Origin of the sequence: Candidatus Kuenenia sp., assembly GCF_027493735.1 — a bacterium.
GTDB classification, from domain to species: domain Bacteria; phylum Planctomycetota; class Brocadiia; order Brocadiales; family Brocadiaceae; genus Kuenenia; species Kuenenia stuttgartiensis_A.
Genome location: NZ_JAOSKF010000019.1, coordinates 1 through 24505, shown reverse-complemented (window position 1 = coordinate 24505; position 24505 = coordinate 1). Strand labels below are relative to the sequence as shown.

At 41.6% G+C, this 24505-nt stretch carries 22 protein-coding genes, 3 tRNA genes, 1 other RNA gene and 1 riboswitch; of the genes, 10 read left to right on the top strand and 16 right to left on the bottom strand.

The genetic code is table 11. The annotated features are described in order from the left end of the window. Entirely contained in the window at positions 1-843 is an 843-nt protein-coding gene (locus M5U24_RS11450) for an ISL3 family transposase (RefSeq protein WP_099323639.1), read from the top strand. Positions 844-1922: 1079 nt separating this feature from the next. Then, on the top strand, positions 1923-4079 hold the full coding sequence (locus tag M5U24_RS11445; protein WP_099323640.1) for a Tex family protein: 2157 nt from the start codon (positions 1923-1925) through the stop codon (positions 4077-4079). A gap of 9 nt (positions 4080-4088) precedes the next feature. Here M5U24_RS11445 and M5U24_RS11440 read toward each other — a convergent pair whose 3' ends face one another. The 11 genes from M5U24_RS11440 to M5U24_RS11390 all read right to left on the bottom strand — a co-directional run bounded on the left by M5U24_RS11440 (position 4089) and on the right by M5U24_RS11390 (position 12473). After that, on the bottom strand, positions 4089-5672 hold the full coding sequence (locus M5U24_RS11440) for a D-aminoacylase (protein ID WP_099323641.1): 1584 nt from the start codon (positions 5670-5672) through the stop codon (positions 4089-4091). A 51-nt stretch (positions 5673-5723) separates the two neighbouring features. Continuing rightward, positions 5724-5918, bottom strand: a complete 195-nt coding sequence (locus tag M5U24_RS11435) for a hypothetical protein (protein ID WP_157775615.1) — start codon at positions 5916-5918, stop codon at positions 5724-5726. A gap of 216 nt (positions 5919-6134) precedes the next feature. Continuing rightward, the gene (rpoN, locus tag M5U24_RS11430; protein WP_099323642.1) at positions 6135-7592 is read right to left on the bottom strand and encodes an RNA polymerase factor sigma-54; all 1458 of its coding nucleotides are present in this window, start codon (positions 7590-7592) and stop codon (positions 6135-6137) included. A gap of 70 nt (positions 7593-7662) precedes the next feature. Beyond that, a complete protein-coding gene (gene recR / locus M5U24_RS11425) occupies positions 7663-8268 on the bottom strand; it encodes a recombination mediator RecR (RefSeq protein WP_099326932.1) in 606 nt (201 codons plus the stop codon). 31 nt (positions 8269-8299) lie between these two features. Next, on the bottom strand, positions 8300-8647 hold the full coding sequence (locus M5U24_RS11420) for a YbaB/EbfC family nucleoid-associated protein (RefSeq protein WP_099323643.1): 348 nt from the start codon (positions 8645-8647) through the stop codon (positions 8300-8302). Between the two features lie 10 nt (positions 8648-8657). Beyond that, positions 8658-10331, bottom strand: coding sequence for a DNA polymerase III subunit gamma/tau (dnaX, locus tag M5U24_RS11415; RefSeq protein WP_099323644.1), 1674 nt, complete (start codon positions 10329-10331; stop codon positions 8658-8660). Between the two features lie 309 nt (positions 10332-10640). Next, an RNA gene (ffs, locus tag M5U24_RS11410) (signal recognition particle sRNA large type) lies at positions 10641-10906 on the bottom strand. Positions 10907-10921: 15 nt separating this feature from the next. Continuing rightward, positions 10922-11014: transfer RNA gene (locus tag M5U24_RS11405), tRNA-Ser, on the bottom strand. Positions 11015-11116: 102 nt separating this feature from the next. Beyond that, positions 11117-11206: transfer RNA gene (locus M5U24_RS11400), tRNA-Ser, on the bottom strand. A 390-nt stretch (positions 11207-11596) separates the two neighbouring features. After that, positions 11597-12094 (bottom strand): tRNA adenosine(34) deaminase TadA, encoded by a 498-nt coding sequence (tadA, locus tag M5U24_RS11395; RefSeq protein WP_230405770.1) that lies wholly within the window; start codon positions 12092-12094, stop codon positions 11597-11599. A gap of 305 nt (positions 12095-12399) precedes the next feature. Next, positions 12400-12473: transfer RNA gene (locus M5U24_RS11390), tRNA-Arg, on the bottom strand. Between the two features lie 414 nt (positions 12474-12887). Between M5U24_RS11390 and M5U24_RS11385 the strand changes: the two genes are divergently transcribed. Together M5U24_RS11385 and M5U24_RS11380 are read left to right on the top strand one after the other, a co-directional pair. Then, positions 12888-13241, top strand: a complete 354-nt coding sequence (locus tag M5U24_RS11385; RefSeq protein WP_164994894.1) for a hypothetical protein — start codon at positions 12888-12890, stop codon at positions 13239-13241. Between the two features lie 364 nt (positions 13242-13605). Further along, positions 13606-14355 (top strand): hypothetical protein, encoded by a 750-nt coding sequence (locus tag M5U24_RS11380; RefSeq protein WP_099323648.1) that lies wholly within the window; start codon positions 13606-13608, stop codon positions 14353-14355. A 141-nt stretch (positions 14356-14496) separates the two neighbouring features. On the opposite strand, the gene M5U24_RS11375 is transcribed toward M5U24_RS11380, so the two are convergent. The 3 genes from M5U24_RS11375 to M5U24_RS11365 form a co-directional block, all read right to left on the bottom strand. Further along, positions 14497-15171, bottom strand: coding sequence for a polyphosphate polymerase domain-containing protein (locus M5U24_RS11375; RefSeq protein WP_099323649.1), 675 nt, complete (start codon positions 15169-15171; stop codon positions 14497-14499). A gap of 4 nt (positions 15172-15175) precedes the next feature. Then, the gene (locus M5U24_RS11370) at positions 15176-15622 is read right to left on the bottom strand and encodes a hypothetical protein (RefSeq protein WP_157775618.1); all 447 of its coding nucleotides are present in this window, start codon (positions 15620-15622) and stop codon (positions 15176-15178) included. A gap of 285 nt (positions 15623-15907) precedes the next feature. After that, on the bottom strand, positions 15908-16108 hold the full coding sequence (locus tag M5U24_RS11365; protein WP_099323651.1) for a hypothetical protein: 201 nt from the start codon (positions 16106-16108) through the stop codon (positions 15908-15910). Between the two features lie 634 nt (positions 16109-16742). Beyond that, positions 16743-16960, top strand: a riboswitch (cobalamin riboswitch). A gap of 141 nt (positions 16961-17101) precedes the next feature. On the opposite strand from M5U24_RS11365, the gene M5U24_RS11360 reads away from it, so the two are divergent. The 6 genes from M5U24_RS11360 (at position 17102) to M5U24_RS11335 (ending at position 23408) form a co-directional block, all read left to right on the top strand. Then, positions 17102-17872 (top strand): energy-coupling factor ABC transporter permease, encoded by a 771-nt coding sequence (locus M5U24_RS11360; RefSeq protein ID WP_157775621.1) that lies wholly within the window; start codon positions 17102-17104, stop codon positions 17870-17872. Beyond that, positions 17856-18218, top strand: a complete 363-nt coding sequence (locus M5U24_RS11355; protein WP_099323653.1) for a hypothetical protein — start codon at positions 17856-17858, stop codon at positions 18216-18218. The genes M5U24_RS11360 and M5U24_RS11355 overlap by 17 nt, the downstream gene beginning before the upstream one ends. An 88-nt stretch (positions 18219-18306) precedes the next feature. After that, positions 18307-19095: a cobalt ECF transporter T component CbiQ gene (gene cbiQ / locus M5U24_RS11350; protein WP_099323654.1), complete on the top strand. Its 789-nt coding sequence runs from the start codon at positions 18307-18309 to the stop codon at positions 19093-19095. Continuing rightward, positions 19089-19964 carry an ATP-binding cassette domain-containing protein gene (locus M5U24_RS11345; protein WP_099323655.1) on the top strand — a complete coding sequence of 292 codons (876 nt, stop codon included), beginning with the start codon at positions 19089-19091 and terminating at the stop codon, positions 19962-19964. Before cbiQ ends, M5U24_RS11345 begins: the two co-directional genes overlap by 7 nt. Before the next feature lie 250 nt (positions 19965-20214). Next, positions 20215-21309: a threonine-phosphate decarboxylase CobD gene (gene cobD / locus M5U24_RS11340; protein ID WP_099323656.1), complete on the top strand. Its 1095-nt coding sequence runs from the start codon at positions 20215-20217 to the stop codon at positions 21307-21309. Between the two features lie 563 nt (positions 21310-21872). Then, positions 21873-23408, top strand: coding sequence for a cobyric acid synthase (locus M5U24_RS11335; RefSeq protein ID WP_099323657.1), 1536 nt, complete (start codon positions 21873-21875; stop codon positions 23406-23408). Between the two features lie 178 nt (positions 23409-23586). Here the strand turns inward: M5U24_RS11335 and M5U24_RS11330 are convergent, their stop codons facing one another. Both M5U24_RS11330 and M5U24_RS11325 read right to left on the bottom strand, forming a co-directional pair. Next, complete coding sequence (locus tag M5U24_RS11330) at positions 23587-24054, bottom strand: MOSC domain-containing protein (RefSeq protein WP_099323658.1); 468 nt, start codon at positions 24052-24054, stop codon at positions 23587-23589. A 36-nt stretch (positions 24055-24090) separates the two neighbouring features. Continuing rightward, positions 24091-24291, bottom strand: coding sequence for a hypothetical protein (locus M5U24_RS11325; RefSeq protein WP_099323659.1), 201 nt, complete (start codon positions 24289-24291; stop codon positions 24091-24093). Between the last annotated feature and the right edge of the window lie 214 nt (positions 24292-24505).

Genomic DNA, 24505 nt, shown 5'->3' with positions numbered 1-24505 from the left:
ATGTTTGCGATACAATACCTGTCAACCAACAGGCATGTGCGAATATTTACAAAAAATCGGGAATGCACCCTGAACAATCCTGGTCCAAAGGTAATCGGTATTGATGAAATTTCTATTCGTAAAGGTCACCGTTACCGTATCATAGTAAGCGACCTTGAGAGGAAGCGGGTGATTTGGTTTGGCGGCAAAGACCGTTCAGAAGATAGCATGAATCTATTCTGTGAAGAACTGGGGCTTCAAAAAATCAGGGAAATACGGCTTGCAGTTATGGACATGTGGAAGGCTTTTGAAAACTCCATCCGCCATCATGCACCGCAAGCTGCCACACTCTACGATAAGTCTCATGTCATGAAGCATCTGCACGAGGAATTAGACAAAGTGAGAAAGAGCGAATATGCCAGACTGACTGGCAAAGACCGTAAGTTTATTAAAGGCCAGAAATACACGCGGCTCTCCCATCGTGAGAATCTCACGACTGACGGGAGAAAAGCATTAAAGATACTTCTGACTGCCAACAGGCGGCTGAACACTGCCTATATCATCAAAGAGACATTCGGGCAGTTATGGAGCTATACGTCAGAGGCCTGGGCCAGAAAGTTTTTTGATAACTGGAAGACCTCGATAAAGTGGCAACGGCTTAAACCATATGAGAAGTTTGCAGAACTGGTCGAACGCCACTGGGATGGCATTGCCGCCTTCTGCAAACCAGAGAATAAGGTTTCGCTCGGATTTGTCGAAGGTCTGAATAACAAAATCAGGGTAATTCAACGTCGGGCTTATAGCCTACGAGATGAAGAATATCTCCTGCTCAAAATCTTGACCTGCATGCTCCCTGATATCTAATTCAATACAAAAATGGCTCATTTTTACCCACTCGATAGGGAGAAGACCCAGTATAATCATTCATTAAAAAATTTAAATTTAGAGAGCTTCGCATCATATATTTTTTGTAGTGCGACGATGTTAGTCGCATTGCTTTAAATCAGGCGGAGTTTTAAAAGACGAAAATCCAACGGCATTTATTTTTTCATACAGGAATTTCCGCATGGCAGTAATCGTATCAAAGGAGACAGGAGGAAACTCCCGCCACCTCGGGAAATATATTTATACCATACCAACTGATGTTATGTAAGTGGGTAAACAATTTTGGCAGGTCATTTTCTGCGTATATTTCAAACAGGCGGAGCTATTACTATTTGCGGGTTAAGGTTTGCAACCCAATGTCATTAAGTTAAGCAACCTGCCAGAAAAGTCCCCCTTAAAAAAGGGGGATAAAGGGGGTTGTTTTTAATCAAATATCCTTAACTTAATTATATTGGTTTGCAACATGAACCAAACGTTTTATACTTTCAAGATCTGTCTTCTATTGGCAGAACAACTGACAAATAAATTCCAGATTCAAAACAGGGATTTTGTGGTTTGGGCATTAGAATTTTACCGCAGTACATGGCCCCATTATCCGCATAAACTTATGGGTTCAGGTTACAAACCAATGTCATTAAGTTAAGAATTATTGTAACACTTTGGTTTAAAAAAAACGTATTACCGATAAGCTCCGTAGGAGCAACCTGTTTGTAGTAGATAGGATACCATAACAGATATTAGCTCCGTCAGGAGCGGCCTGTCTTCCTGTCAATCATATACAGGCCGCTCCTGACGGAGCTATTTACCTGTTGAATTTTATTGCGCTACAAACAGACCGCCCCTAAAGGGGCTACATTGTTTTTTAGGCTCTTCAGGCAGGTTGCTTAACTTAATGACATTGGGTTACAAGCCCGAACCAGCCGGGAGTGTGTAAAACACCCCTAAACCTGGCAAGGGGGATGATTCGTTAAATCGTTTCAACCACTTAACCACTTCACCATTTGACTATTCGACTATTTGACCACTTAACTATTCCATAAAGCAAAAAGGAAGAAACAATGGATTTGGATACAAACACAAACAAAACGGCGCAGGAACTTTCTCTTTCTGCAAAGCAGGTAAGCGCAGTAATAGCCCTTTTGGATGAGGGGAATACGGTGCCTTTTATTGCGAGGTACCGGAAAGAAATGACCGGTAGCCTGGATGAGGTGGCGATATTGGCAATAAGAGACAGGATAACCCAATTGCGTGAACTGGATAAACGAAGAGAAACTATTTTAAATTCATTGACAAAGCAGGAAAAACGCACACCTGAATTAGAAAAGGCGGTGAAAGAAGCAGAAACCCTAACGGCGCTTGAGGATATTTATCTGCCTTACAAGCCAAAGAGGAAAACGAGAGCAACTGCCGCAAGGGAAAAAGGGCTGGAACCATTCGCGAAACTGATTTTTGAACAGAAAGAGTTTGATGTGCGTGCCGAAGCTGCCAGTTATATTGATGCGGAGAAGGGGGTAACGACAGAAGAAGAAGCATTGCAGGGAGCCAGAGACATCATTGCCGAATGGGTCAATGAGGATGCGGATACCCGAAAGGCAATGAGGGAACTGTTCCTTAAGGAAGGTATTCTTACCTCAGAAGTGATAAAAGGAAAAGAAGAGGATGCGCAAAAATATAAGGATTATTTTGAGTGGAAGGAACCTGTCGCTTCCGTTCCTTCACACAGGATGCTTGCCATGCGCAGGGGAGAAAAAGAGCAGTTTCTCTTGCTGAGCATAGCGCCCCCGCAAGAGATGGCAATCGATCTTTTAAAACGCAAATACCTTGTTTCGAAAAACGAGATATCGGCACAGGTAGAACTAGCCCTAACGGATGCGTACAAAAGGTTGCTGAGCCTCAGCATGGAAACCGAGATACGGCTGAACGCCAAGAAGGAAGCAGATGAAGAGGCGATACAGGTGTTTGCAAAAAATCTCAGACAATTATTACTGGCATCCCCGCTGGGACAGAAAAACATCCTCGCCATAGACCCCGGTTTCCGCACCGGATGCAAGGTGGTATGTCTGGATAGACAGGGCAAGCTGCTCCATAATGAAACAATCTTTCCGCATGAGCCGCAAAAGAAGATTGCTGAATCGGCTTCAGCGCTGCAAAACCTTTGCAAAAAATTTGCGATTGAAGCAATCGCGATAGGAAACGGCACGGCGGGTAGAGAAACGGAACGTTTTGTAAAAGGCATAGATTTGCCCGGCGGTATTATTACCGTGATGGTAAATGAAAGCGGGGCGTCCATATATTCTGCCAGCGATATTGCCAGGGAGGAATTCCCTGATTATGATATAACCGTTCGCGGTGCGGTATCCATTGGCAGAAGGCTGTCTGACCCCTTGTCAGAATTGGTAAAAATAGAGCCCAAATCCATTGGTGTGGGACAGTATCAGCACGATGTTGACCAAACGGCTCTCCGGCAGTCACTCGATGATGTAGTGATGAGCTGCGTGAATTCTGTGGGTGTGGAACTGAATACGGCAAGCAGTGAATTGCTTTCATATGTTTCCGGACTCGGACAGCAACTGGCAAAAAAGATTGTTGAATACAGAAACGAACATGGACCCTTCCGTAGCAGGAGGGAACTGGTTGAAGTGCCGAGGCTAGGTGATAAGGCGTTTGAACAGGCGGCAGGGTTCCTGAGGATAAGGAACGGCGAAAATCTTCTGGACGCCAGCGCAGTGCATCCGGAAAGTTATTATATTGTTGAAAAAATGGCGGAAAATTTGAATTGCGGCGTAGAAGATCTCATGAAAAACCCTGCGCTTCGCAACAAAATCGACCTGAAGAAATACGTGACTGAAGAAACAGGTCTGCCAACGCTCAATGATATTCTCAGTGAGTTGGATAAACCAGGACGTGACCCAAGGGAAAAGTTCGAGGCTTTTTCTTTTCAGGATGACATTAATGCAGTAGAAGATCTGGAAACAGGGATGACATTACCGGGGATTGTCACAAATATTACCAATTTTGGGGCATTTGTAGATATAGGGGTTCATCAGGACGGGCTGGTGCACATCAGCAATATGGCGGATAAATATGTTAAAAACCCTGCAGACGTTGTCAGCGTTCATCAAAAAGTAATGGTGACAGTAATCGAGGTGGATATTGGAAGAAAGCGGATCTCGCTTTCAATGAAGAGTGACCCGTTCGGGAAAGAAAGAAAATAATGGGGATTGTCACGATGTTTTCCGCAAAATTTTACCGTTTTTAATGCCGGAGTGTTTACCCTTCTGCACGGTAACGTTTCCATTTACAATTACATATTCAACTCCAACCGAATATTGATGAGGGTTTGCAAAGGTACTCTTGTCAGTAATTGTTTCCGGATTAAAGATTGTTATGTCGGCAAAATATCCTTCTTTTATGAAACCCCGCCGGTCTAATCCCACCTTTTGAGCCGGGATACCCGTCATTTTCCAGATCGCCTCTTCTATCGAAAAAAGCTTTTTTTCTCTGTAAAATGTCCCCAATACCCTGGAAAACGTCCCATAACTTCGCGGATGAGGGTTGCCATCAGCAAGTACACCCTCGCCGGAGCGGGTGGAACTATCGGAACCCACGCATACAAAATCCCAACTCAATATGCTTTCCAGATTTTTTTCAGACATATTAAACAAAAAAATATCCACCCTGGTATCCTCTTCTATCAGAAGATCTAACACCTCCTCCAGCGGAGGCTTCTTCTGTATCGCAGCAATTTCTGCAATAGATTTCCCCACCATCCACCTGTTTTTCTGAGTAGAAACAGATGAAATCACTATATCTGACCAAAATGGAGACTCATCAGTTTTTGACATCTCTCCAGCAATGCGCTTTCTTACCGCACGGTCTCTTAATCTTTGTATTTGATCTTCTGTGCCTCCATCGTATACCCAGGCAGGCAAAATGACATCGAGGTCCGTCGCTGCTGCTGTATAGGGATAGCGATCACAGGTAACATTCACCCCTTCGTTTATTGCATACGCTATCAATGCCTTTACCTTCTCCAATTTGTGCCAATTTTCCTGTCCCATTGTCTTAATATGCGATATCTGCACATTAACGCCGGTCTCTTCCGCCACCTTTATCGCTTCAGCAATGGCATTTTCCAGGTCATCGCCTTCATTTCGTATATGGGTGGCATAGAGTCCGCCATATTCTTTCACTCTATTGCACATTGTTACCAGTTCATCAAATTCCGCATAACAGCCCGGCGGATAGACCAGGCCGCTGGACATGCCAAAAGCGCCGGCTTTCATAGCTTCTTCCAGGTACTTGCACATTACCGATAATTCATCCTTAGTGGCAGCCCTGCCATCATATCCTAAAGCACACGCTCTGATATTCCCATGGCCCACAAGAAAAGCCCTGTTGACGGAACTATTTATCCCTTCCGCAACATCAAAAAACCCTTGGGCAGAACGCCATGAGGGAACGATGCCGTATTTTGACAATCCTTGCCTGCGCCGTTCCAATAATTTTCCCCGCAACGGAAAAGCAGACAACCCACAATTGCCACAAACCTCCGTAGTGACGCCGTCCAGTATTTTGCTTTCACTTTCCCGGCACGCAAGCCACAGAAAATCGCTATGAGAGTGAATGTCAATGAATCCCGGAGCAACGATCATCCCCTCTGCATCAATTCGTGTGCAGGTATTACAGGAAATATGATCATCTATTACTTCAATCTTATTTCCCTTTATACCAACGTCCATTTTTTTACCAGGCATTCCGGTACCGTCTATCAATAAACCTTTTTCTATTATCAAATCAAGATCCATTTTTCGTGTTATCTCTTTTCGTTCTATTCTGTAAACAAGGGGAAAGGGATTTTATTCTTCCACTAATGAGGATGGTTTATCCAGCCCCAGTACTGTATCTACATCTTTGTGGAGTGAATCGAGGTCTGTCTTGATGGTGTCGATGTGCCTTTTGCAGTGTGTGGATGAGCAACCGGTAAAATAAGGAAGAGCTGCTATTAAAAAGACTGGCAGAAAGAAGTGTTCTTTAAAAGAATTTCGTTTCATGGTTAAATGTCCAAAAAATAAGTGTTCTTTTTATAAATGTTTCATCCGGCAAAGAAAATCGGCAATCTACAGTCGGCAAATTGCAGACAGTGGATTGTAGAAATTATTATAAGAACCTCAACTTATCGAGAAGTTACATTTTCCTGTAGGCAGTGCCTACCCGGCGCGGGTTCAGGTTTGTAACCTGAACCAAACGTTTTATACTTTCAATCCAGCCTAATATGCTTTTCGCTGTCTTGACGAGGGTATTTTCAGAATACGGCGGTATTTGGTGACCGTTCTCCTGGCTATGTCTACCCCTGAGGCGCCTAATTTATCTGCAACCTCTTCATCGCTCAATGGGTTTGATTTATCTTCTTTTGCAATAATTTCAATAAGTTTCTGCCGGATAGATTCCCATGATTCCATATTACCGTCGGCATTCTGAAAACCTCCTGTGAAGAAAAATTTCATTTCAAAAACGCCCTGCGGGGTTTGGATATATTTATGGGCAATTGCACGGCTCACCGTTGAAACATGGACGCCAACAATATCGGCAACGTCCTGCATCTTCAATGTTCGCAGGCGGTGAACTCCTTCATCTAAAAAGCCCTTTTGCATGCTTACAATTTTGCATGCTACTTTATATAATGTACTCCTCCGTTGCTCTATGGCATCAACCAGCCATTTAGCAGATTCAATCTTCTTCTGTATATACTGGCGCGTTGAACTATCAATATTGCTTTCACTCAAGGATTTTCTATAAAAGGAGCTAATATGCAAATGTGGTATATTAGCATTATCAATCAAAAACACCTCATATTCCCCGTCAATTTGTTCTACCTTCACTTCAGGGACCACATACGGAATTGTTTCATCGTTAAATACGGAACCGGGTTTTGGGTTTAGTGTACGAATAAATTCTACCTGTTTTTTTATAGTTTCAAGGCTATATCCTGTTTTCTTTGCTATGGCAGGATATTTTCTTGATTCGATTTCTAATAAATAATTTTGCAGAAGATCCTTTGTTATGTGGTAATTCGGGTCACGATTGTCTAACTGTAACAGTAAACATTCCTGTAAATTTCTCGCACCGATACCAGGCGGTTCCAATGTCTGTACAATTTCTAACGCCTTTTCAGCATCCGCCAAAGAAACAGGTTTTTCAAAAGATGAAACTATTTCTTCTAACGAACCTGATAAATACCCGGAGGTATCAACAGAATAAATAATGTTCTCACATGCTTCATAAAGATGTTCAGGAACTTCCATAAGCGATAACTGCCCCAGCAGGTAATCATGAAGCGACATTGGTTTGGTGGCAGTATTTTCCAATGCCTCTTGTTTCTGATCGCGTTCATCAGAAAGGGCACTCTTCCGGATTGTCGTCTTCGAATAATATTCATTCCAATCTTCCGCCATCTCATTATGCCGGTCAACCTCTGCCTTTTTGGCGTCATCCCATTCGGTTTGAGCAGCATTTTCTCCGGCAATTGAGCTGTCTTCTGAGACAGGGCTATCTTCTTTAGGTTGTTCAACCACCTCCTCAAGAACCGGGTTATCCAGCAGCTCTTGCTGTATGCGCTCTGCCAGGGCCAATAACGGAAGCTGGAGTATTTCTATAGACTGAATTATCTGGGGAGACAACTTCATCTTTTGCTGGAGTTGCGGCAATAAAGAAGACTGCATTTTCATTAAAAATCACCTTCCCAAAAATTAACTATAAATAACTGGTGTTGTGTTTCAGTAAAAAACATACGTTAAATTAGTTCCTCATCTCATTCCTATCACTGACCGCATCGGCTACAATAGCGGTATTTGCATATTCAAGATAACTGCCCGTCGGCAACCCGCGGGCAATCCTCGTCACTTTAACGCCAAATGATTGTAATTGTTTATGTATATATACGGCGGTTATATCCCCTTCCATATTCAAATTAGTGGCAAGTATCACCTCTTTAACGCTGCCGTCTTTTACTCTTTGCAAAAGTCTGCCAATAGTGAGTAAGTCGGGGTCAATACCCTCAAGGGGGGAAATATGTCCCTGGAGTATATGATAATGACCATTATATTTGCCAGTTTTTTCAATGGTTAGTAAATCTGCGAACTGTTCAACAACGCAAATAATTGAACTATCCCTGCGTAAATTACTACAAATATGGCATGGGCTATTTTCTGAGACGTTAAAGCAAACAGTACAGATTTTCATATATTTCTTTACATCGCGAATAGCATACGCCAGCTTCATAGCATCGTCAACCGGCTGTTTTAAAACATAACAGGCTAACCGTTCTGCGGTCTTCTGCCCAATCCCTGGCATTTTCCCAAACTCACTAATAAGGTTATTCACTGTTTGCGGATAAGTATTCAAAGTACATACCTCTTTAAGATCAATGAACGAATCATCCTCCAAACATTCCTTGCATGCCTGGAATATTTAGCCCACCGGTAAATTTTCCCATCTCGGATTGATATAATTCCTGAGATTTTTTCAACGCCTGGGAAACGGCGGAAAGGATAAGATCTTCCAGCATCTGAACATCTTCCGGGTCTACCACTTCCGGGTCAATTTTTATAGAAAGGATTTCCTGCTTCCCATTCATGTGTACCGTAATCATACCGCCGCCGGAGGTAGCCTCTATTACACGTTCTTTCAAATCCCTCTGTGCATCCTCCATCTGCTTTTGCATTTTTTGCGCCTGCTTCTGCATCTGTTTCATCATTTCTGTCATATTGCCAAAACCCTTCATGTCACCCCCCCTATCGGTTAACTTTAATAACACGACCGTCAAATAATTCTAACGTTTTTTTTACTGCCGGTTCTGAAAACACCGTATCGTTTATTTGCTGTGCACCACCATTGTCCAAACTTTGGCTCTGTCTGTTCTCTTCCGGCTCTTCTTTTTCAGATAGTACAAGCTTCAGTTCCATAAACCCCGGCACCACTTCTTTCGCACAATTTTCGATAAGTTTTTTTTCTTCCGGTTGCTCCAACCTTTCTTTCTGAAAAAGAAATTTTCTGGGAAATGCAACTACCAATACTCCAGCATCGCTGCTTACCAGCCGGCCTTCCTTGAAAAACGCCCAGGTAGATTTTTTCTTTTTCTGAATGCTTTTAAGGATATCCCCCCATACCTCGTTTTTTTCCATTGCGATACCTGGAGTTATTTTTTCTTCTTTTGCAGGAGGTATCACGTCGCCTTCTTCTATTGATTTTTCCGACACTGTCTGCCGGGCAAACGATTCTGCGGGAAGGAGAATAGCACTACCTCTCTTGCCAGGGATATTGTCAACTTGCTCCAGTTTTTCCTCTAATGTCGTTATGCGTTCAATAAGACCAGACAATGCGTCGATAGATTCCATCCGGCACAGTTTTATAATGGCCATTTCCGCAGAAATCCGCTGCAGCAAAGAATCCGTTGAACGTATCCTCATCACGGAAAGCATTTGAATCATATACATCAGTGTATCGCCGGAAAATGATTTTTCAAAGCGCTGAATAAAAGACTCGTCATACTCCGCCCATACTGCTTCCTGGCCGCAGGACGAAAACACCAAAAGATCTCTTAACCGCAGAAGCAACTGATCAATAAACTCCGCCGGAGTCTTTCCCTCATTCAGAATATCATCCACAATTCTCAGCGCACCTGAAGTATCTTTGTTCACAAAACACTCAAACATACTATAAATCTTATCATCATCAATATACCCCAGCACATAATTTACATCCGCCGAAGTTACGTTGTCATCGCAGAAAGAAAAGAGTTGATCAAGCACAGATTGTGAATCCCTTAATCCTCCCTTTGCATATTTTGCAATCGTATGGAGTGCAGCAGACTCTATTTGTTTCCCTTCCGTTTTGCATATTTCCAAAAGGTGTTTTTCAATATCATTAACGGAAATATTCTTAAAGTCAAACCGTTGGCACCGTGATTGAACTGTTTCAGGAAGACGGTTTGCCGCAGTTGTCGCAAATATAAACTTAACATGAGCTGGTGGTTCTTCGAGGGTTTTAAGAAGGGCATTAAATGCTTCACGGGTAAGCATGTGTACTTCATCAATAATATAAATTCTATACCGCGCTCTCGATGGGGCAAATCCTACATTTTGGCGTATATTTCTTATCTCATCAATTCCACGGTTTGAGGCGCCATCAATTTCCAGAACGTCTATGTCGCTTCCTTCGGAAATGCTCTGGCAGATATCGCATACGTTGCAGGGGGTGTCAGTAGGACCATTAACACAATTTAACGCCTTTGACAGTATACGCGCCGTGGAGGTCTTGCCTACGCCCCTCGGACCAGCAAACAGATAAGCATGGGCTACCCTGTCTGTACGTATTGCATTTCCAAGGGTTTTTACTATAGGCGCTTGCCCTACTATGTCGCTAAAGGTTTGAGGTCGGTATCTACGGGCTAATACTACATAAGACATTTAAAAATCACCTACATTCCTTTTCAACCATAGAGTTTTTTAACACACTTAAGTAACTTCTCAATAAGTTGCGGAAATGAAGCCATACGTTGGTAGTGGGTAGTGATAGTTGATAGCCACAATTGGTAGTAAAAAATTTAAAAACAGGGAAATCTTTAAATTTTTTACCAGAATAATTCTACAACTATCAACTACCAATTGAGAAGTTACAACCGTTACTTCTACTTCAAAATTGGTGTAAGCAATTTATGCTTTTATATTATCAGAATCTATCGATAAAAACCACCACATAAAAGGTTTTATAAACGGCCGTGCACTTTTTTCGTGCCCCCTTCTGTTAGTTTACCAATGCAGTTAGCTCAGGCCAGACTAACTCACGGCACATGAGGACAAGTGTTTATGGCTGCTTGCTTCCGCATCTGACCAGATTCGCATCGTCTCCCATTGCATGAGATCCAACCTTCATCACCACTTACATTGACAAAGATAACAGTCGTGAGCCCTCAGAAAAGCGATCAATCCTGCTATAGCGGGTTGCAGGTTACAGGGTACCGCTAGCTCCCCATCTAGCACGGCCAATTTTTCAATGATGGCGGAGAGGGCGGGAGTCGAACCCGCGATACCGTTTTAAGCGGTATACGCGCTTTCCAAGCGCGCTCATTCGGCCACTCTGACACCTCTCCATCTTTAATCTTCCAGTGCTATTCATTTAAAAAATAAACGATTATTTCAGTCACCCTTCATCACTACTTGCAATAAAACGTTACCACATTTTCCGTTTTTGATGGCGGAGAGGGTGGGATTCGAACCCACGTTCCGCAATCGCGGAAAACGGTTTTCGAGACCGTCCCGTTCAACCGCTCCGGCACCTCTCCGGCTTTTCACTATAAAAAAACTGTAACTATTGAAAAAATCAAATGTAGAAACGCATTGCATGCGCCTCTGCAGAAATATTGAAATTCCTAAACTGGTATATCCAGAACCAAGCAAGAAAGAAATAAATAAATACGAAATTCGAAGTACGAAACAAATCCGAATAACAAAGCATAAAATTCAAAACAAATTCAAAACATACAACAATGTGAAGCGCGAAATACGAGAGACAAAAAAGGCTTTTGTTTAGAATTTCAAATCATTTTGTCATTAGAATTTGTTTCGGATTTCGGATTTTACAGTTACCGGATTTCACCATTAAATATTTTGCCAAAAAGCACGCACTGACGAATGGAAGTGTGCAAAGAAATTATTGCTAAGGTACTAAACATTTACTTAATGCGGCAATTCTCTAAAAAAAATCTCTTTAATATATCCCTGCATTCATCAGCAAGGATATCGGGTATTACTTCCAAACGGTGATTCAACTTAGTATTTTGGACAAGATTCATGACAGACACGCAAGCGCCCGCTTTTTTATCAACAGCCCCATACACAAGCTTATCAATCCTTGACTGCACCAAGGCACCGGCACACATTACGCAGGGTTCCAGAGTTACATAGATAGTAGACCCGGTTAGTCGCCAATTTTGCAAATACTCCGCCCCTTGGGTTATCGCTATCATTTCCGCATGGGCTGTCGGGTCTTTAAGCATTTCCCTTTGGTTATGCGCACGGGCAATAATCCGGTTATCATATACAATTACGGCGCCTACCGGAACTTCATTAATATCCGCAGCCTTTTCCGCTTCTTTAATCGCTTGCCGCATAAAATACTCATGATTACTGCTTGCGCTTTCCATACCCATTGCCTTATTTAATACTATCATATTATCCTTGTAAAAACGCTTTTGTAGGAGGAGGCACGTTACAACATGCCCTTACAATGTCCGTCGTGTTCTCTGTGTGTTTCGTAATTAAAATCTTTTTGGTTGCGGCTATGCTGCGTTGTGAGATAGGTATAAAATCTCAATCTTGGTATTGTTAAGAAAATAATATATATCCGCGCTCTTTAATTTATGAATCAATTCCGATGCCGTTCATCTATGATAAAACACCTCAGCTTATTTGGTATGCATTTTATGGGGCAAAACACAAACGGGTATAGAAAAGACTATCGCTCGTTAAGTAAAAACGCGCCCAGGAGGACTTGAACCTCCAACCTCCGGATTCGTAGTCCGTGACTCTATCCAATTGAGCTATGGGCGCAAAATCTTAAAGGCTTAAAAAAACTGCAACAATATCGTTTGCGATATTTACAGCATTTACATCAAAATCGTGAGTGTTTTGAGCCAAATGGCTGTAAGTTTTATATTCGAATGTTTTGTCAAGTTTGTCGTATTTAGTAAATAACGTATGGTTTGGAAATTTTATAAGAAACGTTCGTTTTAGTCAAGAAGCATTTCAACAAGCTTGAAAGTCAAAAGGGAGCTATTTACCGTTGGAAAAGCAATAGTAGAGATACTGTAGAATTAGAAAAGATTTTATAATCCTACATTTTTAGAAGTACGATTTTTTAAATCTAAAATCTAGAATCGTAAATTCAAAAAGGAGGTTTTGCAGGCAGCAATAAACGTTGAAAATCAGGCAGAACAATGATAGGATTCTAAACAGGAGACTAAAATGCCAATAACCAAAGAACTCAGTAATATCAGAAAGTTAGAAGCGGTCGGATTCCCGCACGAACAAGCCGAGGTGCTTACGGACATAATAGAGGAATCCCACGTTGACGGACAGCAGAGTTTAAAAGACTTTATCAGCAGAATGCACGAAGACACAAACAGGCAATTCGACGAGATTAATAAAAGATTCGACGGCGTTAATAAACAATTCGATGAGTTTCGCAAAGAAATGCACACAGAAATGACTACTTTGGAATGGCGCATAAAAGCCTCACACTCCGATCTTCTAATGAAAATATTCGCTATCGTCGCAGGCTGCACGAGCATTGCAGTTGCAGTCGCAAAGATATTTTAATATCTCTCCCATTGTGTTATAAACTTCGAAAATCAGGCAGAACAATGATAATATTCTAAAACTAAAGGGATTTGTCCACAACGAAAACATCTACCTAGCGCTTCGGATAAAGGCTTATCAAGCCGACCCACTTATACAGTTTTCAGCGATAGTTGCTGGCTTTATCAGCACAACCCACGCAATTGCAAAATTTTGTAACCGTTTAGTTTATGTGGTAGGTCAGAATAGAGAAAATTACCCATGCAAATAAATTTAAAGCTATTTTTTAATGAGGAACAAGAAGATTGGGCGAAATTAACACCTGAACAGAGATACATTGAAAGCTCTAAACTTTGGCCGATATATTTAGAACTTGGAGGGAGTTTTGATCCAGAACCCGATTCACAAAGCCCTTTTGACTTTCCAGAATTGCAGCGTTCGATACCTGCTTATGGGAGGCCAGGCGTGCATTTTATACGGCGGATCTGAGTTCAGTCGTGATATAGATTTTTCTATCGGGATTGATACAAAGAACATTTCAGCTATAAAAAAGGCACTGAAATGTTTGAAAGCTGAAACCATATTTGTACCGCCACTGGGCAAACAAGTACTCAGACGAGGTCATGCATGCCATTTCCGTTGCAATGCAGAAGGGGTAGAAGGCTTGCGCATTGATATGATGGCTAAAATGCGAGGCTGTTCCGATTTTGAGCAATTATGGGAGAGAAGGTCCATTGTGAAGTTGCCGGAGATTGGTGAGATGGGTATTCTTTCACTACCGGATTTAATTCAGGCTAAAAAGACGCAGCGCGAAAAGGACTGGCCCATGATTCGCCGTCTCATTGAAACCGACGTCACGCAGGGTTATAGAAAAGCCGGGAAAGAAAAGATTATTTTCTGGCTCATGGAATGCAGGACTCCTGTTTTACTCATGGAAATAGCAAGGAAAAATGCTGCATTATGTAAAAATCTTATACCTACCCGGTCACTGCTTAAAGCAGTATTAAACCAAAACGTGGAAGAAATTGAATCTCTCCTCATACAAGAAGAAAGTGCCGAAAGGAAAAAAGATCGGGAATATTGGCTGCCATTAAAAAAGGAATTGGAGCAATGGCGCCTTGGCCGTAAATCATAACTTTAATTCTGTGTTAAAACAATACAGATGATGCCTGTCTCACCCCGGAATCATATTTGTAAAGTTGCAGGACATTTATGATGCCTTCAACATATTTTGAAAAACCCTGCCGCTGGAGATTGAAATGCCGGATAAGATCGATCATCCATAAGGGTACCTGCATGGTGTAGCACTTGAGTTCCAGTATGACGTTGCATTCTGGGCAAAAAGCGTTTCGTCATCCAGCGAAACCACTTTATTCTCATCCTGAATAATACAATATCCCCCTGCCGGCTGATATCTCAGGTCGGTGTCGAACGTTACCCTCGCATATTCATTCACATTGGATACATATGCCTTCCTCCAATATTGAGACAACATTTTAGGCGTTGCATTATAGAAATATGCCGTCTTCAGGAAATGCGTTTTGGACGAATTCGGGTCAAAGTCTTTTTCTTCACACGATGAATAATCCAGGTCTTCAAACATCCTGCGCCAGTTTTCATCATAAAGAGGCGCCCTGTATTTGTTGACAATATCCCCGGTCTTCTCTTTCACTTCAAGAAAACAGCGATACTTTTTGGAATTGGGGTACGAACGAATCCTCAGATGAAGTCTTCTGTTACATTTGTCCAGCCTTTGCATAAGAAATAAATAATCTGGAGTATCAAAATGCAGATTGTTTATGCAATAAAAACCATTATCAGCATTTGAAGAATATTTGTCGGGAGAACAATAAATAGAAGCAAAACGCGAAATGGGTTCTATCATTTCTTTTGGAATGACAAATTCCAACTCGTATCGCCTCCGGATGGTCAGCGCTGTCTCTTCAATCATATATTTAGAACTCTATTTGCCCTAAGTCCGGGGAAAGATAATTTCGAATAGGGAGTCTGGTTAATTGCCCTGAGATATCCAGGTATTCAAGGTACTTTGTGTAAATTTCATATTGCCATTGCTTAATGAGGATGTCCGTTTTAACAATGCTTTCCTGCATATCGAGCAGCATTAGCGGATCGATGCCTTCTGTTTCCATATATTTTTTTAGTGCTGATTCCGTGCCGCCCGTTGTTTTTTCTTCCATAAGCACATCATACTGCCGAAATATGTTGTTCATTTCCCCGGAAAGTAATCGCACATTTTCTCCCAAAGACCTTTTTAGTTCTTCGTGCTCGCCCTTTGCAGATAAAAATTGAAGTTTTCTGCGATTGACATCCATGCGGTTGGAATGAATGAAGGGGAGGTTTATGCCTACCCCAAAAGAAATTGAACACCGATTTTCACACACACGTAAACCATCATAATACACCCCTTAAAGTCGTCTGTATTTGAAGGCTGCAGAGCGGAGAAATTATCTTGCCCTTACCTTGTAAACTCATATTACAAAATAGTCTATGCCTTGTATTTCCTTTTCCCCCTTTTCAGTTTTATATGATAGGCGTAATCAAGGCGATTGCCCTGCACCATATCACGGAGTGTAATGAGCGCAAAGATTTTACAATAGTCATGAAGAACCTTTTCAAGCATATTTTTTGAAGAGGGAAGATTTTAAAGATTAAACCACAACATGCCGTCAAAATAACTGGTTTGTCCGAATGGGGAAAAATACAGGATAACTGCAATAACACAAAAAACCAATAACGCCGCCTGTCGCAATAGTATACCCTTTGACTCCTACAGAAATACCTGCCGCGAGGCTTGCAAACATGAAGATAATATCTCTTGGGTCTCTGAAATTGGTTCTGAACCGAACAATTGCCAATGCGCCAAGCATACCGGGCCCCTTGCAAGGCTGTCCCCTATCGCCTGCATAACAGTTGCCGCCACTACGGAACTGAGTATGAGCACCTGAACAAAATTTCTTGAGTAGGAAAGCCCCCGAAAGGTCTTCTCATAGGTAATTGCAATTAAGGTTGAAAGCACAAACTAAAGGAGTACGGCATAAATGACTGATGTTGGCGTGGTATTGCCTGAATTTAGTTGTAATTTTGAAATATCTAACATTTTTAATGGTTCTCATTATTTGCGGAAAATAGTTTATCCATTTGGTTTTTTGAAATATATACAGTTACCGTAGGGAGCATTCCCGTTTTTTTGTAACCGTTAATGATGGGGTCAGGACGAAACAACCCTGACAGGGTTTCAAACCCTGTCAGGGTTAACACTACTGCAACGTTTCATTAAAACATAGCGGAAGTTACAAAAAATCAGGAATGCACCCGTTACCGTATGCATATCAATAGAATATATGAGCAAATATAAGGGTTTTGCATGGTTACCATTAACGCTGCAATTGATAAAATGCATGGTTTACAGTGAAGCGTTTTATTTTCCATTTGACAAATTTGACTTGCTCAAAGTAGAATCCCGAAAGTCTTTCGTGCATCAGACCGCTCTTTTATTTATTATTACTATGTTCGATTACAGGTGATTTCTCATTATTGCAGAAATAAAAAGGGAATCCATGCCGCAAAACAGAATTTGCGGCGAGGAGCGGACCCGCCGCTGTAACCGGGGACGAACGTCACAACGCCACTGGAAAAGTCGCTTAAACGGCTTTCCGGGAAGGAGTGACCAGTAGAACGATCCGGGAGCCAGAAGACCTGCCTGTAATTGCTTCACGAAATCTTCGATGGTAAAGAAGGTGAAGTTTTTGAGTGTAATTATTTTCATGAGAATAGGCGGCAAGCCTATTTTTTCGATAAAATAGAAAACCCATATCTTCAACATTGAAGGTATGGGTTTTTTTGTTTTACGGGAGAAAGTTTTGAAAAGTACAAAAATGTTTCTGTTAAATATAACGGTTTTTTTGCTCGTGTTCCTTGTTTCCGATAAGGCTGCATATGCAATGCACATTACAGAAGGAATTCTGCCCACAGAATGGGCAGTAACATTGTTTGCCGTCTCGATTCCTTTTTTAGGTATTGGGATTTACCAGGTGAAACGGAAGAAAAGAGAGATGCATAGTTACCTGCCGTTAGTTGGCATGCTGGGAGCGGCAGTATTCGTTTTTTCGTGCTTCCCCGTTCCCGTCGTAGCATTAAACGGAATGGCAACTTCCCATCCATGCGGCACAGGCATGAGTGCTATTTTGCTGGGACCTTTTGTCAGTGTACTGATAGCGGGCATTGCCTTGCTTATTCAAGCCTTGTTTTTGGCGCATGGCGGGTTAACAACGCTGGGCGGGAATATATTTTCCATGGGTATTTTAGGCTCTTTCTCCGGATTTTTTGCGTTCAAAATAACCCGGCGCTGCGGCATGCCATTATTTTGGTGCGGCTTCTTTGCAGGTGTAATTTCTGATTTATTTACTTATTTGGGTACCTCTATTGAACTGGGATTGCTCGTAATAAATAATGGTGGGTCTTTCTTCAGGGCGACTGCAGAAATATTTGGCGTCTTTATGATGACCTCACAGGGGGTCTTATGTATTGTGGAAGGCGTGGTTGTTGGATTTATTCTGGTTTTTATAGAAAAAAGAAGGCCGGATATTTTGGTTCAACTTGGGATGATAAAGAAAAATGCAAAACCTGTTTAAATTTACCGTGTATATCGTTTTTTTACTTTATTTGGCCGGTATGGTTTCATTTTTATCTGCGGCGCATGCAGATAATTTTGAGATGATTCGTGTAACCGAACATGAAAATCAGGCAAAAGCCACTGAAATAACAGGAACAATCCATTCAGTTGAAGGTGAAGGTGCGTGGACCGGAATTGATGTGAGCATAGTAGGAAAATATGCCAGCCAGTATGGACGTCCACCCCGTGATCCTTACATTAATACTGATCAGGGGGATTTGCTCCTGTTTGTATTCACACTTGCCGGTGTAATAGGAGGCTTTGTTATAGGGTTTAACGCCAGAAAGATATTTTATGAGAAATAATGTAGTATCTTAAGAGGTAATGCCTCAGACCGGCAAAAAGGATTTTAACCACAGAGCAGAGAAAGTTTTTTAGAGAAGGCGTCTCATTATGGGATTTTTTCATCTCACATTTACAGACAGGTATGCCCGGAGAGATAACTGGTTGACGAGGATCGATGTAAGGGTCAAGTTGATCTACATCTTATCAATGCTGGCAATAAATATATGGGCAAAAAATGTTTTTGTGTCTCTCTCTTTTCTTTTCATATCGTTCGTTTTTCTGCTTACACTGAAAATTTCTCCTCTGGCAATAATAAAAAAGATGGTATTGCCATTATTATTTGCGGTTATGATGCTAGTGGTCAAGGGATTGCATGAAGGACAAGAGGAATGGGTTTCTTTTTCCATTGGGGGATATATCATGTCCTTAAAGAAAGAAGGTCTTCTTGGCGGACTGCAAACTGGAGGCAAAATACTCGGGGGGATTTCTCTGGTGATTTTATTTGCCTTCACTACAACAATGAGTCGGCTAAATGCAGGACTTAAATGGTTTCGTATGCCGGATACCGTTCTGGAACTTATGTCTTTTATGTATCGGTACATTTTCCAATTATTGGATGAAGTGTCTGCAATCTGGTTTGCGCAAAAGGCGCGTTTAGGGCATGCCTCATGGTTAAAAGCAATAAAATCCCTCGGGATTTTGGGTGGAATGCTTATTATCCGTGCCGTTGAAAGGGCGGAGCGCACTTCTGAGGCGATGTATGCACGGGGCTATAAGGGAGGATGTATATTAACCTGCCATTTAAAGCCCTTGGGTAAAAATGAATATATTTATTTCTCAGGGATGACCCTCTTTCTCCCCTTTCTTCTCTATGCGGGGAATATACGGATATGGTAATACTTCAGGCTAAAAATATCCGGTATAAATATTCGGACGGGACACTTGCCCTTGGCGGGGTATGTTTGGATATTGAAAAAGGTGCATTTTGGGCAATTCTTGGGCCAAACGGGTCTGGGAAAACCACCTTATTAAAACATTTCAACGGTTTATTGAAAATACAAGAGGGGGAGGTTCTTTTAGACGGAAGACCGTTACGGAAGTATCCTTCCCGTGAGATAGTTCAACGCGTAGGTATTGTGTTTCAGGATCCGAATGATCAGTTGTTTGCTCAAACAGTACGGGAAGACGTGGCATTCGGGCCTATGAATTTAGGGCTTTCAAAAGAAGAAATTGAGCGGAGGGTGGAAGAGGCATTGATGTTAGTGAATATGCGACACTGTGCAGATAAGTTTGTTGGGTATTTAAGCTATGGACAGAAAAAAAGGATTTGCATTGCCGGGGTGCTCGCAATGAGGCCGGAAATTCTTTTACTAGACGAACCCACGAGCGGTTTAGACCCAGCCGGAGTAACACAACTTATGAGGCTGCTTCAGAGACTTAACCATGAATGTGGGATTACCATTATTATGGCAACAAATGTGGTAGATGTTGTGCCTGTTTACATGAGCAGGATGGCCGTTATGTATGAGGGAAATATTGTGTGTGAAGGCACGCCGGAAAACGTTTTCTCGAAAACAGAGAAATTGGAGAAGATGTATCTCGAATTGCCTCAAATAGCGCAACTTATGAGGCTGTTAAGGGATAAAGATTACATTTCAATGGCAAATTTACCCCTTACCATTGGTGAGGCAAGAAAATTTTTGGTACAAAAACTAAATGGGAGTCATACGGCAAAATCAGCCGCATTGAATATTTCAGAAGAGTAGTTTAAATGGCAGACATTTTCAGGTGAAAATACTTTTTATCCGCAGATATGGTGAAATACGAAACAAATTCTAATGACAAAATGATTCGAAATTCTAAACAAATGCCTCTTTCGTCTCTCGCATTTCGTGCTTCATATTTGTTGTGTGTTTTGAATTTTATGTCTTGTTATTCGGATTTGTTTCGTATTTCGTACTTCGAATTTCGTATTTTTTAAAAGCAGAGTTTCAGGCATAGAATCCGGAGTGTAATATGTTTAAGGGTCATGGCGGATATAGAGAGCATACAAATGTACATACCAAAAACGCTGTTCTTGATTTCAGCGCGAACATTAATCCACTCGGATATCCGGAAGGCGTGCACAAAACAGTTTTCGAAAATTTCGACGATATATTGCATTATCCCGATATTGATTGCTACAGTCTGAAAAAATATATAGCGCGGAAAATAGCGCATTCCGCCAACGAGATTGTTGTAGGAAATGGCTCTACGGAATTATTTTATCTGGCGCCCCGCGCTTTAAAACCTGTAAAAGGAATTATCCTGCAACCGTCTTTCAGTGAATTTCCAGAGGCTTTAAAATGCAGCGGCACGGAAGTAGTCCCGTATGCCCTCAATGACGAAGACGATTTTTCTTTCCACTACAATAAAAATTATTTCCAGGATGAAAAGGCGGGCATGCTTTTCCTCTGTAATCCGAATAATCCCACCGGATTATTAATTGAGAAGCGTACGCTATTGGCAATGATACAACAACATTCAAATGTAATGTTTGTAGTAGATGAGGCATTCATGGATTTTGTGGATGAGCCGGAGAGATACACGGTGATAAATGAAGCAGGTACACTTGAAAACCTCATTGTAGTACGGTCTCTTACAAAATTTTACGGATTTCCTGGTTTGAGAATAGGATATCTCGTCGCCCACGCAAACGTAGCGGAAAAGCTCCTGGAATATAAGGAACCATGGACGGTCAATACCTTTGCCCAATATGCCGCAATGGTTTCAATGGAAGACGATGCGTTTATTGCCGCAAGTAAAGAATTCATAAGAAACGAACGGGTGTTTTTATACGAAGAGTTGTCAAATATTCGAGGATTGATTCCTTATAAACCTGCGGCGAATTTTGTATTTGTTAAAATCAACGCAGAAGGGATAAATTCTGTTTTTCTGAGTAAATGGATGCTGGAGCAGGGCATCGCTATTCGTGATTGTTCCAACTTTGCCGGACTCAATGATGAGTATTTTCGTATAGCGGTTAGGACTAGGGAAGAAAATACAAAGTTAATCAATGTATTTAAAAAAGTCCTATCCAGTCGGGTTTGCAACCCAATGTCATTAAGTTAAGAATTATTGTAACACTTTGGTTTTAAAAAAAACGTATTACCGATAAGCTCCGCAGGAGCAACCTGTTTGTAGTAGATAGGATACCATAACAGATCGTAGAGACAGGTTTGAAACCTGTCTCTATAATCAGGAGCGGCCTGTCTTCCTGTCAATCATATACAGGCCGCTCCTACGGAGCTATTTACCTGTTGAATTTTATTGCGCTACAAACAGACCGCCCCCAAAGGGGCTACATTATTTTTTATATCCCCTTGGATTTTTCAAATAACTAAGGTGTTAAGAATTATTTTATTAAAAACAACCCCCCTTTTTCCCCCTTTATTAAGGGAGACTTTTCTGGCCGTTTGCTTAACTTAATGACATTGGGTTACAAGCCTGAACCCGCAGTAGTTCCCTTAACAGTGATTTCTTTACACACTTTCATTTGTCAGTGCGTGCTTTTTGGCAAAATATTTATTGGCCTTTTATGCAGTTTGGCAATCGATAAATTGCAGATTAAGGATTGAGGATTGTTTTCGTATTTGTTTGGTTCTAGCTATGCCAGTTTAGGGACGTGATTATTTATGAAAAACAAATCAATAATGATACAGGGCACCGGTTCTCACGTAGGAAAAAGTATTCTTGTATGTGCCTTGTGCCGGATATTAAAACAGGATGGTTTTAGCGTGGCCCCCTTTAAGGCGCAAAACATGGCGCTGAATTCTTTTGTGACAAAAGAGGGTAAAGAAATGGGGCGTGCACAGGTAGCGCAGGCAGAGGCGGCAAAAACAGAGCCTGTGGTTGAAATGAATCCTATTCTTTTAAAACCTACGGGAGATTGTGGTTCCCAGGTTATTGTTATGGGAAAACCCGTTGGGAATATGACGGCAAAAGAATATTATCAAAAAAAGGGAGAGTTGGTTTCGGTCATACAGGATGCCTACACTGCCTTACAACGGCAATTTGATATTATCGTTATAGAAGGGGCGGGAAGCCCGGCGGAAATAAACCTGAAAGACGGCGATATTGTTAACATGGGAATGGCGAAAATGGCCTCTGCCCCGGTATTGCTCGTTACGGATATAGACAGAGGAGGGGCATTTGCCTGGATAGTGGGAACAATGGAACTGCTGAATACAGATGAAAGAGAAAGGGTGAAAGGCATTGTCTTTAATAAATTCCGGGGGGATAAAAATATATTGAAACCGGGTCTGGAAATGCTTGAGGGACGCATCAAACGGCCCGTCATCGGCGTAGTGCCATATCTCCATAATCTTAACATTGACGATGAAGATTCCGTTTCACTCGAAAGCTATAAGAACAATAACAATGGGGCAGAAAAGAGATGTTTGGATATTGTAGCGATTAAACTGCCCCGCATATCGAATTTCACAGATTTTAACGCACTGGCGCAGGAAGACGATGTAAACATGAGGCTTGTGGATAATGCGGATGAGATTGGCAAGCCGGATATGCTCATTATCCCCGGCACGAAAAATACCATAGGCGATTTGCATTTTTTGAAGGAAAGAGGTATTTTCAACAAAATCATAACCCTTTCAAATAGCGGAACAATGATTGTTGGTATCTGTGGCGGCTATCAAATGATGGGGAAACAGATTAATGATCCCTATCATGTTGAATCGCAAGCGGACGGTGCGCAAGGTTTGTGTTTAGTTAACAGCATTACTACTTTTGAAACATCAAAACAAACGTTTCAGGTAAGAGCAAAGGTTGGGGCGTATAAACCATTCGCCGGCATGCAGGAGGACATTCAGGGGTATGAAATTCATATGGGAAGAACACGATTTGAAGACGCGAACACCTGTACGCCATTTGCAAGGATTATTGAACGGGCGGGCAAACAGGTTGATATCCCGGATGGGTGCATATCCCACGATGGAAATATTATGGGAACATACATACACGGGATTTTCGATAACGACGGGTTTCGTTCGGGACTCTTATTTTATCTGAAACAAAAAAAAGGCGTTCATGCCACAAAAACCTCTTCCATAAAGACCCAAAAGACAAAAGACGACAATTACAATGCATTGGCAGAGGCGGTCAGGGAAAATATAAATATGAATATGTTATATGATATATTGCAGATTCCATAGCACAGTAAAGTCGCAACCAAAGATACCCTCCCCGCTCCTTTTTATCATCTTCTTTGTGTCCTTTGTGTTCTGTATTCTTCGTACCCTTTGTGGTTAAACTCTTTTTGGTTCCTGAACCCGCAATGAGTGAGTACCTTAGTAAGAATATTCTGACAATTACGGCAAATGTTTCGACCTGCTATTCTTCTGCAATTCCTGTGATTTCTGCTGTTTGGCAGATCGTTACATCGTCGCCAATGGAAATTTTTCCCCCTTTTATCACACTGCATTTTACCCCACAACGCCAAAACGATTCCAGAGAACCCATTAACCCATGCGCAATCTCATCCATGCGCCAGCACGGCGTTGTCTTTCCATTTATTTTCAAAACAACATCTCCTACGCGCAGGAAAGTATCTTTCGTATCAACAAGAGACACCCCTTCTATAAACAAATTCGCCCTTCTGTTTGTCCAGGGCAATATCTTCTTTATGTCGGCACATGCTTCGTCCCATGCTTCATGTGTCAATACCGTGATTTGTCTTTTTTTAATACTTCCTTTATAATCGTTTTCAATACCATCGTTAATAGTAACATGCGCCTCGTTAACGATAATCATTGGCTCGCGTGAAGCCTTTTTTAAAGCAATACCAAGTAGTTTTCCCATGACATTTTTCTACAATACGTTGTTTATTCTTTCAGACTATCTTACGAATATCACCGCACTAAAGTGCGGATTTAATGGATGTGAGACTTGCTTGCACTCGCGCCCCTCTGCCCTCTTTTCGATTGCAGCTTTATCTTTCATTATTAATGGGTATTCGCTTAAATGAGAAATGGTGGTGATTAACATCGGCATTCGTTCCTCAAACTCGTTTTTAAGAAAACGCGTTTGATAACTCATAACATAATACTCAAGGGTTATACTATACTTTATGAGTTCACAAATAGGGATTTCTAAAACTAGATTTAACTTTTGTTGACACAAATAGTTATAGCATTTTTGAAATCACACTTTGTGAATCCCTTGAGTATAATGTGTGCCTTGAAGTATGGAATACCTGAGTGGTTGAAAATACCACCTCTGCGAGCCTAATCCTCGTAGAGAAGTTTGTGCC

Bases quoted from the DNA above. Each gene is read 5' to 3' on its own strand.
- M5U24_RS11375 (WP_099323649.1), bottom strand. From the start codon at position 15,171: ATGATTGAAGAGACAGCGCTGACCATCCGGAGGCGATACGAGTTGGAA.
- cobD (WP_099323656.1), top strand. From the start codon at position 20,215: ATGTTTAAGGGTCATGGCGGATATAGAGAGCATACAAATGTACATACC.
- cbiQ (WP_099323654.1), top strand. From the start codon at position 18,307: ATGGGATTTTTTCATCTCACATTTACAGACAGGTATGCCCGGAGAGAT.
- M5U24_RS11345 (WP_099323655.1), top strand. From the start codon at position 19,089: ATGGTAATACTTCAGGCTAAAAATATCCGGTATAAATATTCGGACGGG.
- M5U24_RS11330 (WP_099323658.1), bottom strand. From the start codon at position 24,054: ATGGGAAAACTACTTGGTATTGCTTTAAAAAAGGCTTCACGCGAGCCA.
- M5U24_RS11435 (WP_157775615.1), bottom strand. From the start codon at position 5,918: ATGAAACGAAATTCTTTTAAAGAACACTTCTTTCTGCCAGTCTTTTTA.
- M5U24_RS11440 (WP_099323641.1), bottom strand. From the start codon at position 5,672: ATGGATCTTGATTTGATAATAGAAAAAGGTTTATTGATAGACGGTACC.
- M5U24_RS11445 (WP_099323640.1), top strand. From the start codon at position 1,923: ATGGATTTGGATACAAACACAAACAAAACGGCGCAGGAACTTTCTCTT.
- M5U24_RS11325 (WP_099323659.1), bottom strand. From the start codon at position 24,291: ATGAGTTATCAAACGCGTTTTCTTAAAAACGAGTTTGAGGAACGAATG.
- tadA (WP_230405770.1), bottom strand. From the start codon at position 12,094: ATGATAGTATTAAATAAGGCAATGGGTATGGAAAGCGCAAGCAGTAAT.
- M5U24_RS11385 (WP_164994894.1), top strand. From the start codon at position 12,888: ATGCCAATAACCAAAGAACTCAGTAATATCAGAAAGTTAGAAGCGGTC.
- dnaX (WP_099323644.1), bottom strand. From the start codon at position 10,331: ATGTCTTATGTAGTATTAGCCCGTAGATACCGACCTCAAACCTTTAGC.
- M5U24_RS11450 (WP_099323639.1), top strand. From the start codon at position 1: ATGTTTGCGATACAATACCTGTCAACCAACAGGCATGTGCGAATATTT.
- M5U24_RS11420 (WP_099323643.1), bottom strand. From the start codon at position 8,647: ATGAAGGGTTTTGGCAATATGACAGAAATGATGAAACAGATGCAGAAG.
- M5U24_RS11365 (WP_099323651.1), bottom strand. From the start codon at position 16,108: ATGCTTGGCGCATTGGCAATTGTTCGGTTCAGAACCAATTTCAGAGAC.
- M5U24_RS11335 (WP_099323657.1), top strand. From the start codon at position 21,873: ATGAAAAACAAATCAATAATGATACAGGGCACCGGTTCTCACGTAGGA.
- M5U24_RS11355 (WP_099323653.1), top strand. From the start codon at position 17,856: ATGCAAAACCTGTTTAAATTTACCGTGTATATCGTTTTTTTACTTTAT.
- rpoN (WP_099323642.1), bottom strand. From the start codon at position 7,592: ATGAAAATGCAGTCTTCTTTATTGCCGCAACTCCAGCAAAAGATGAAG.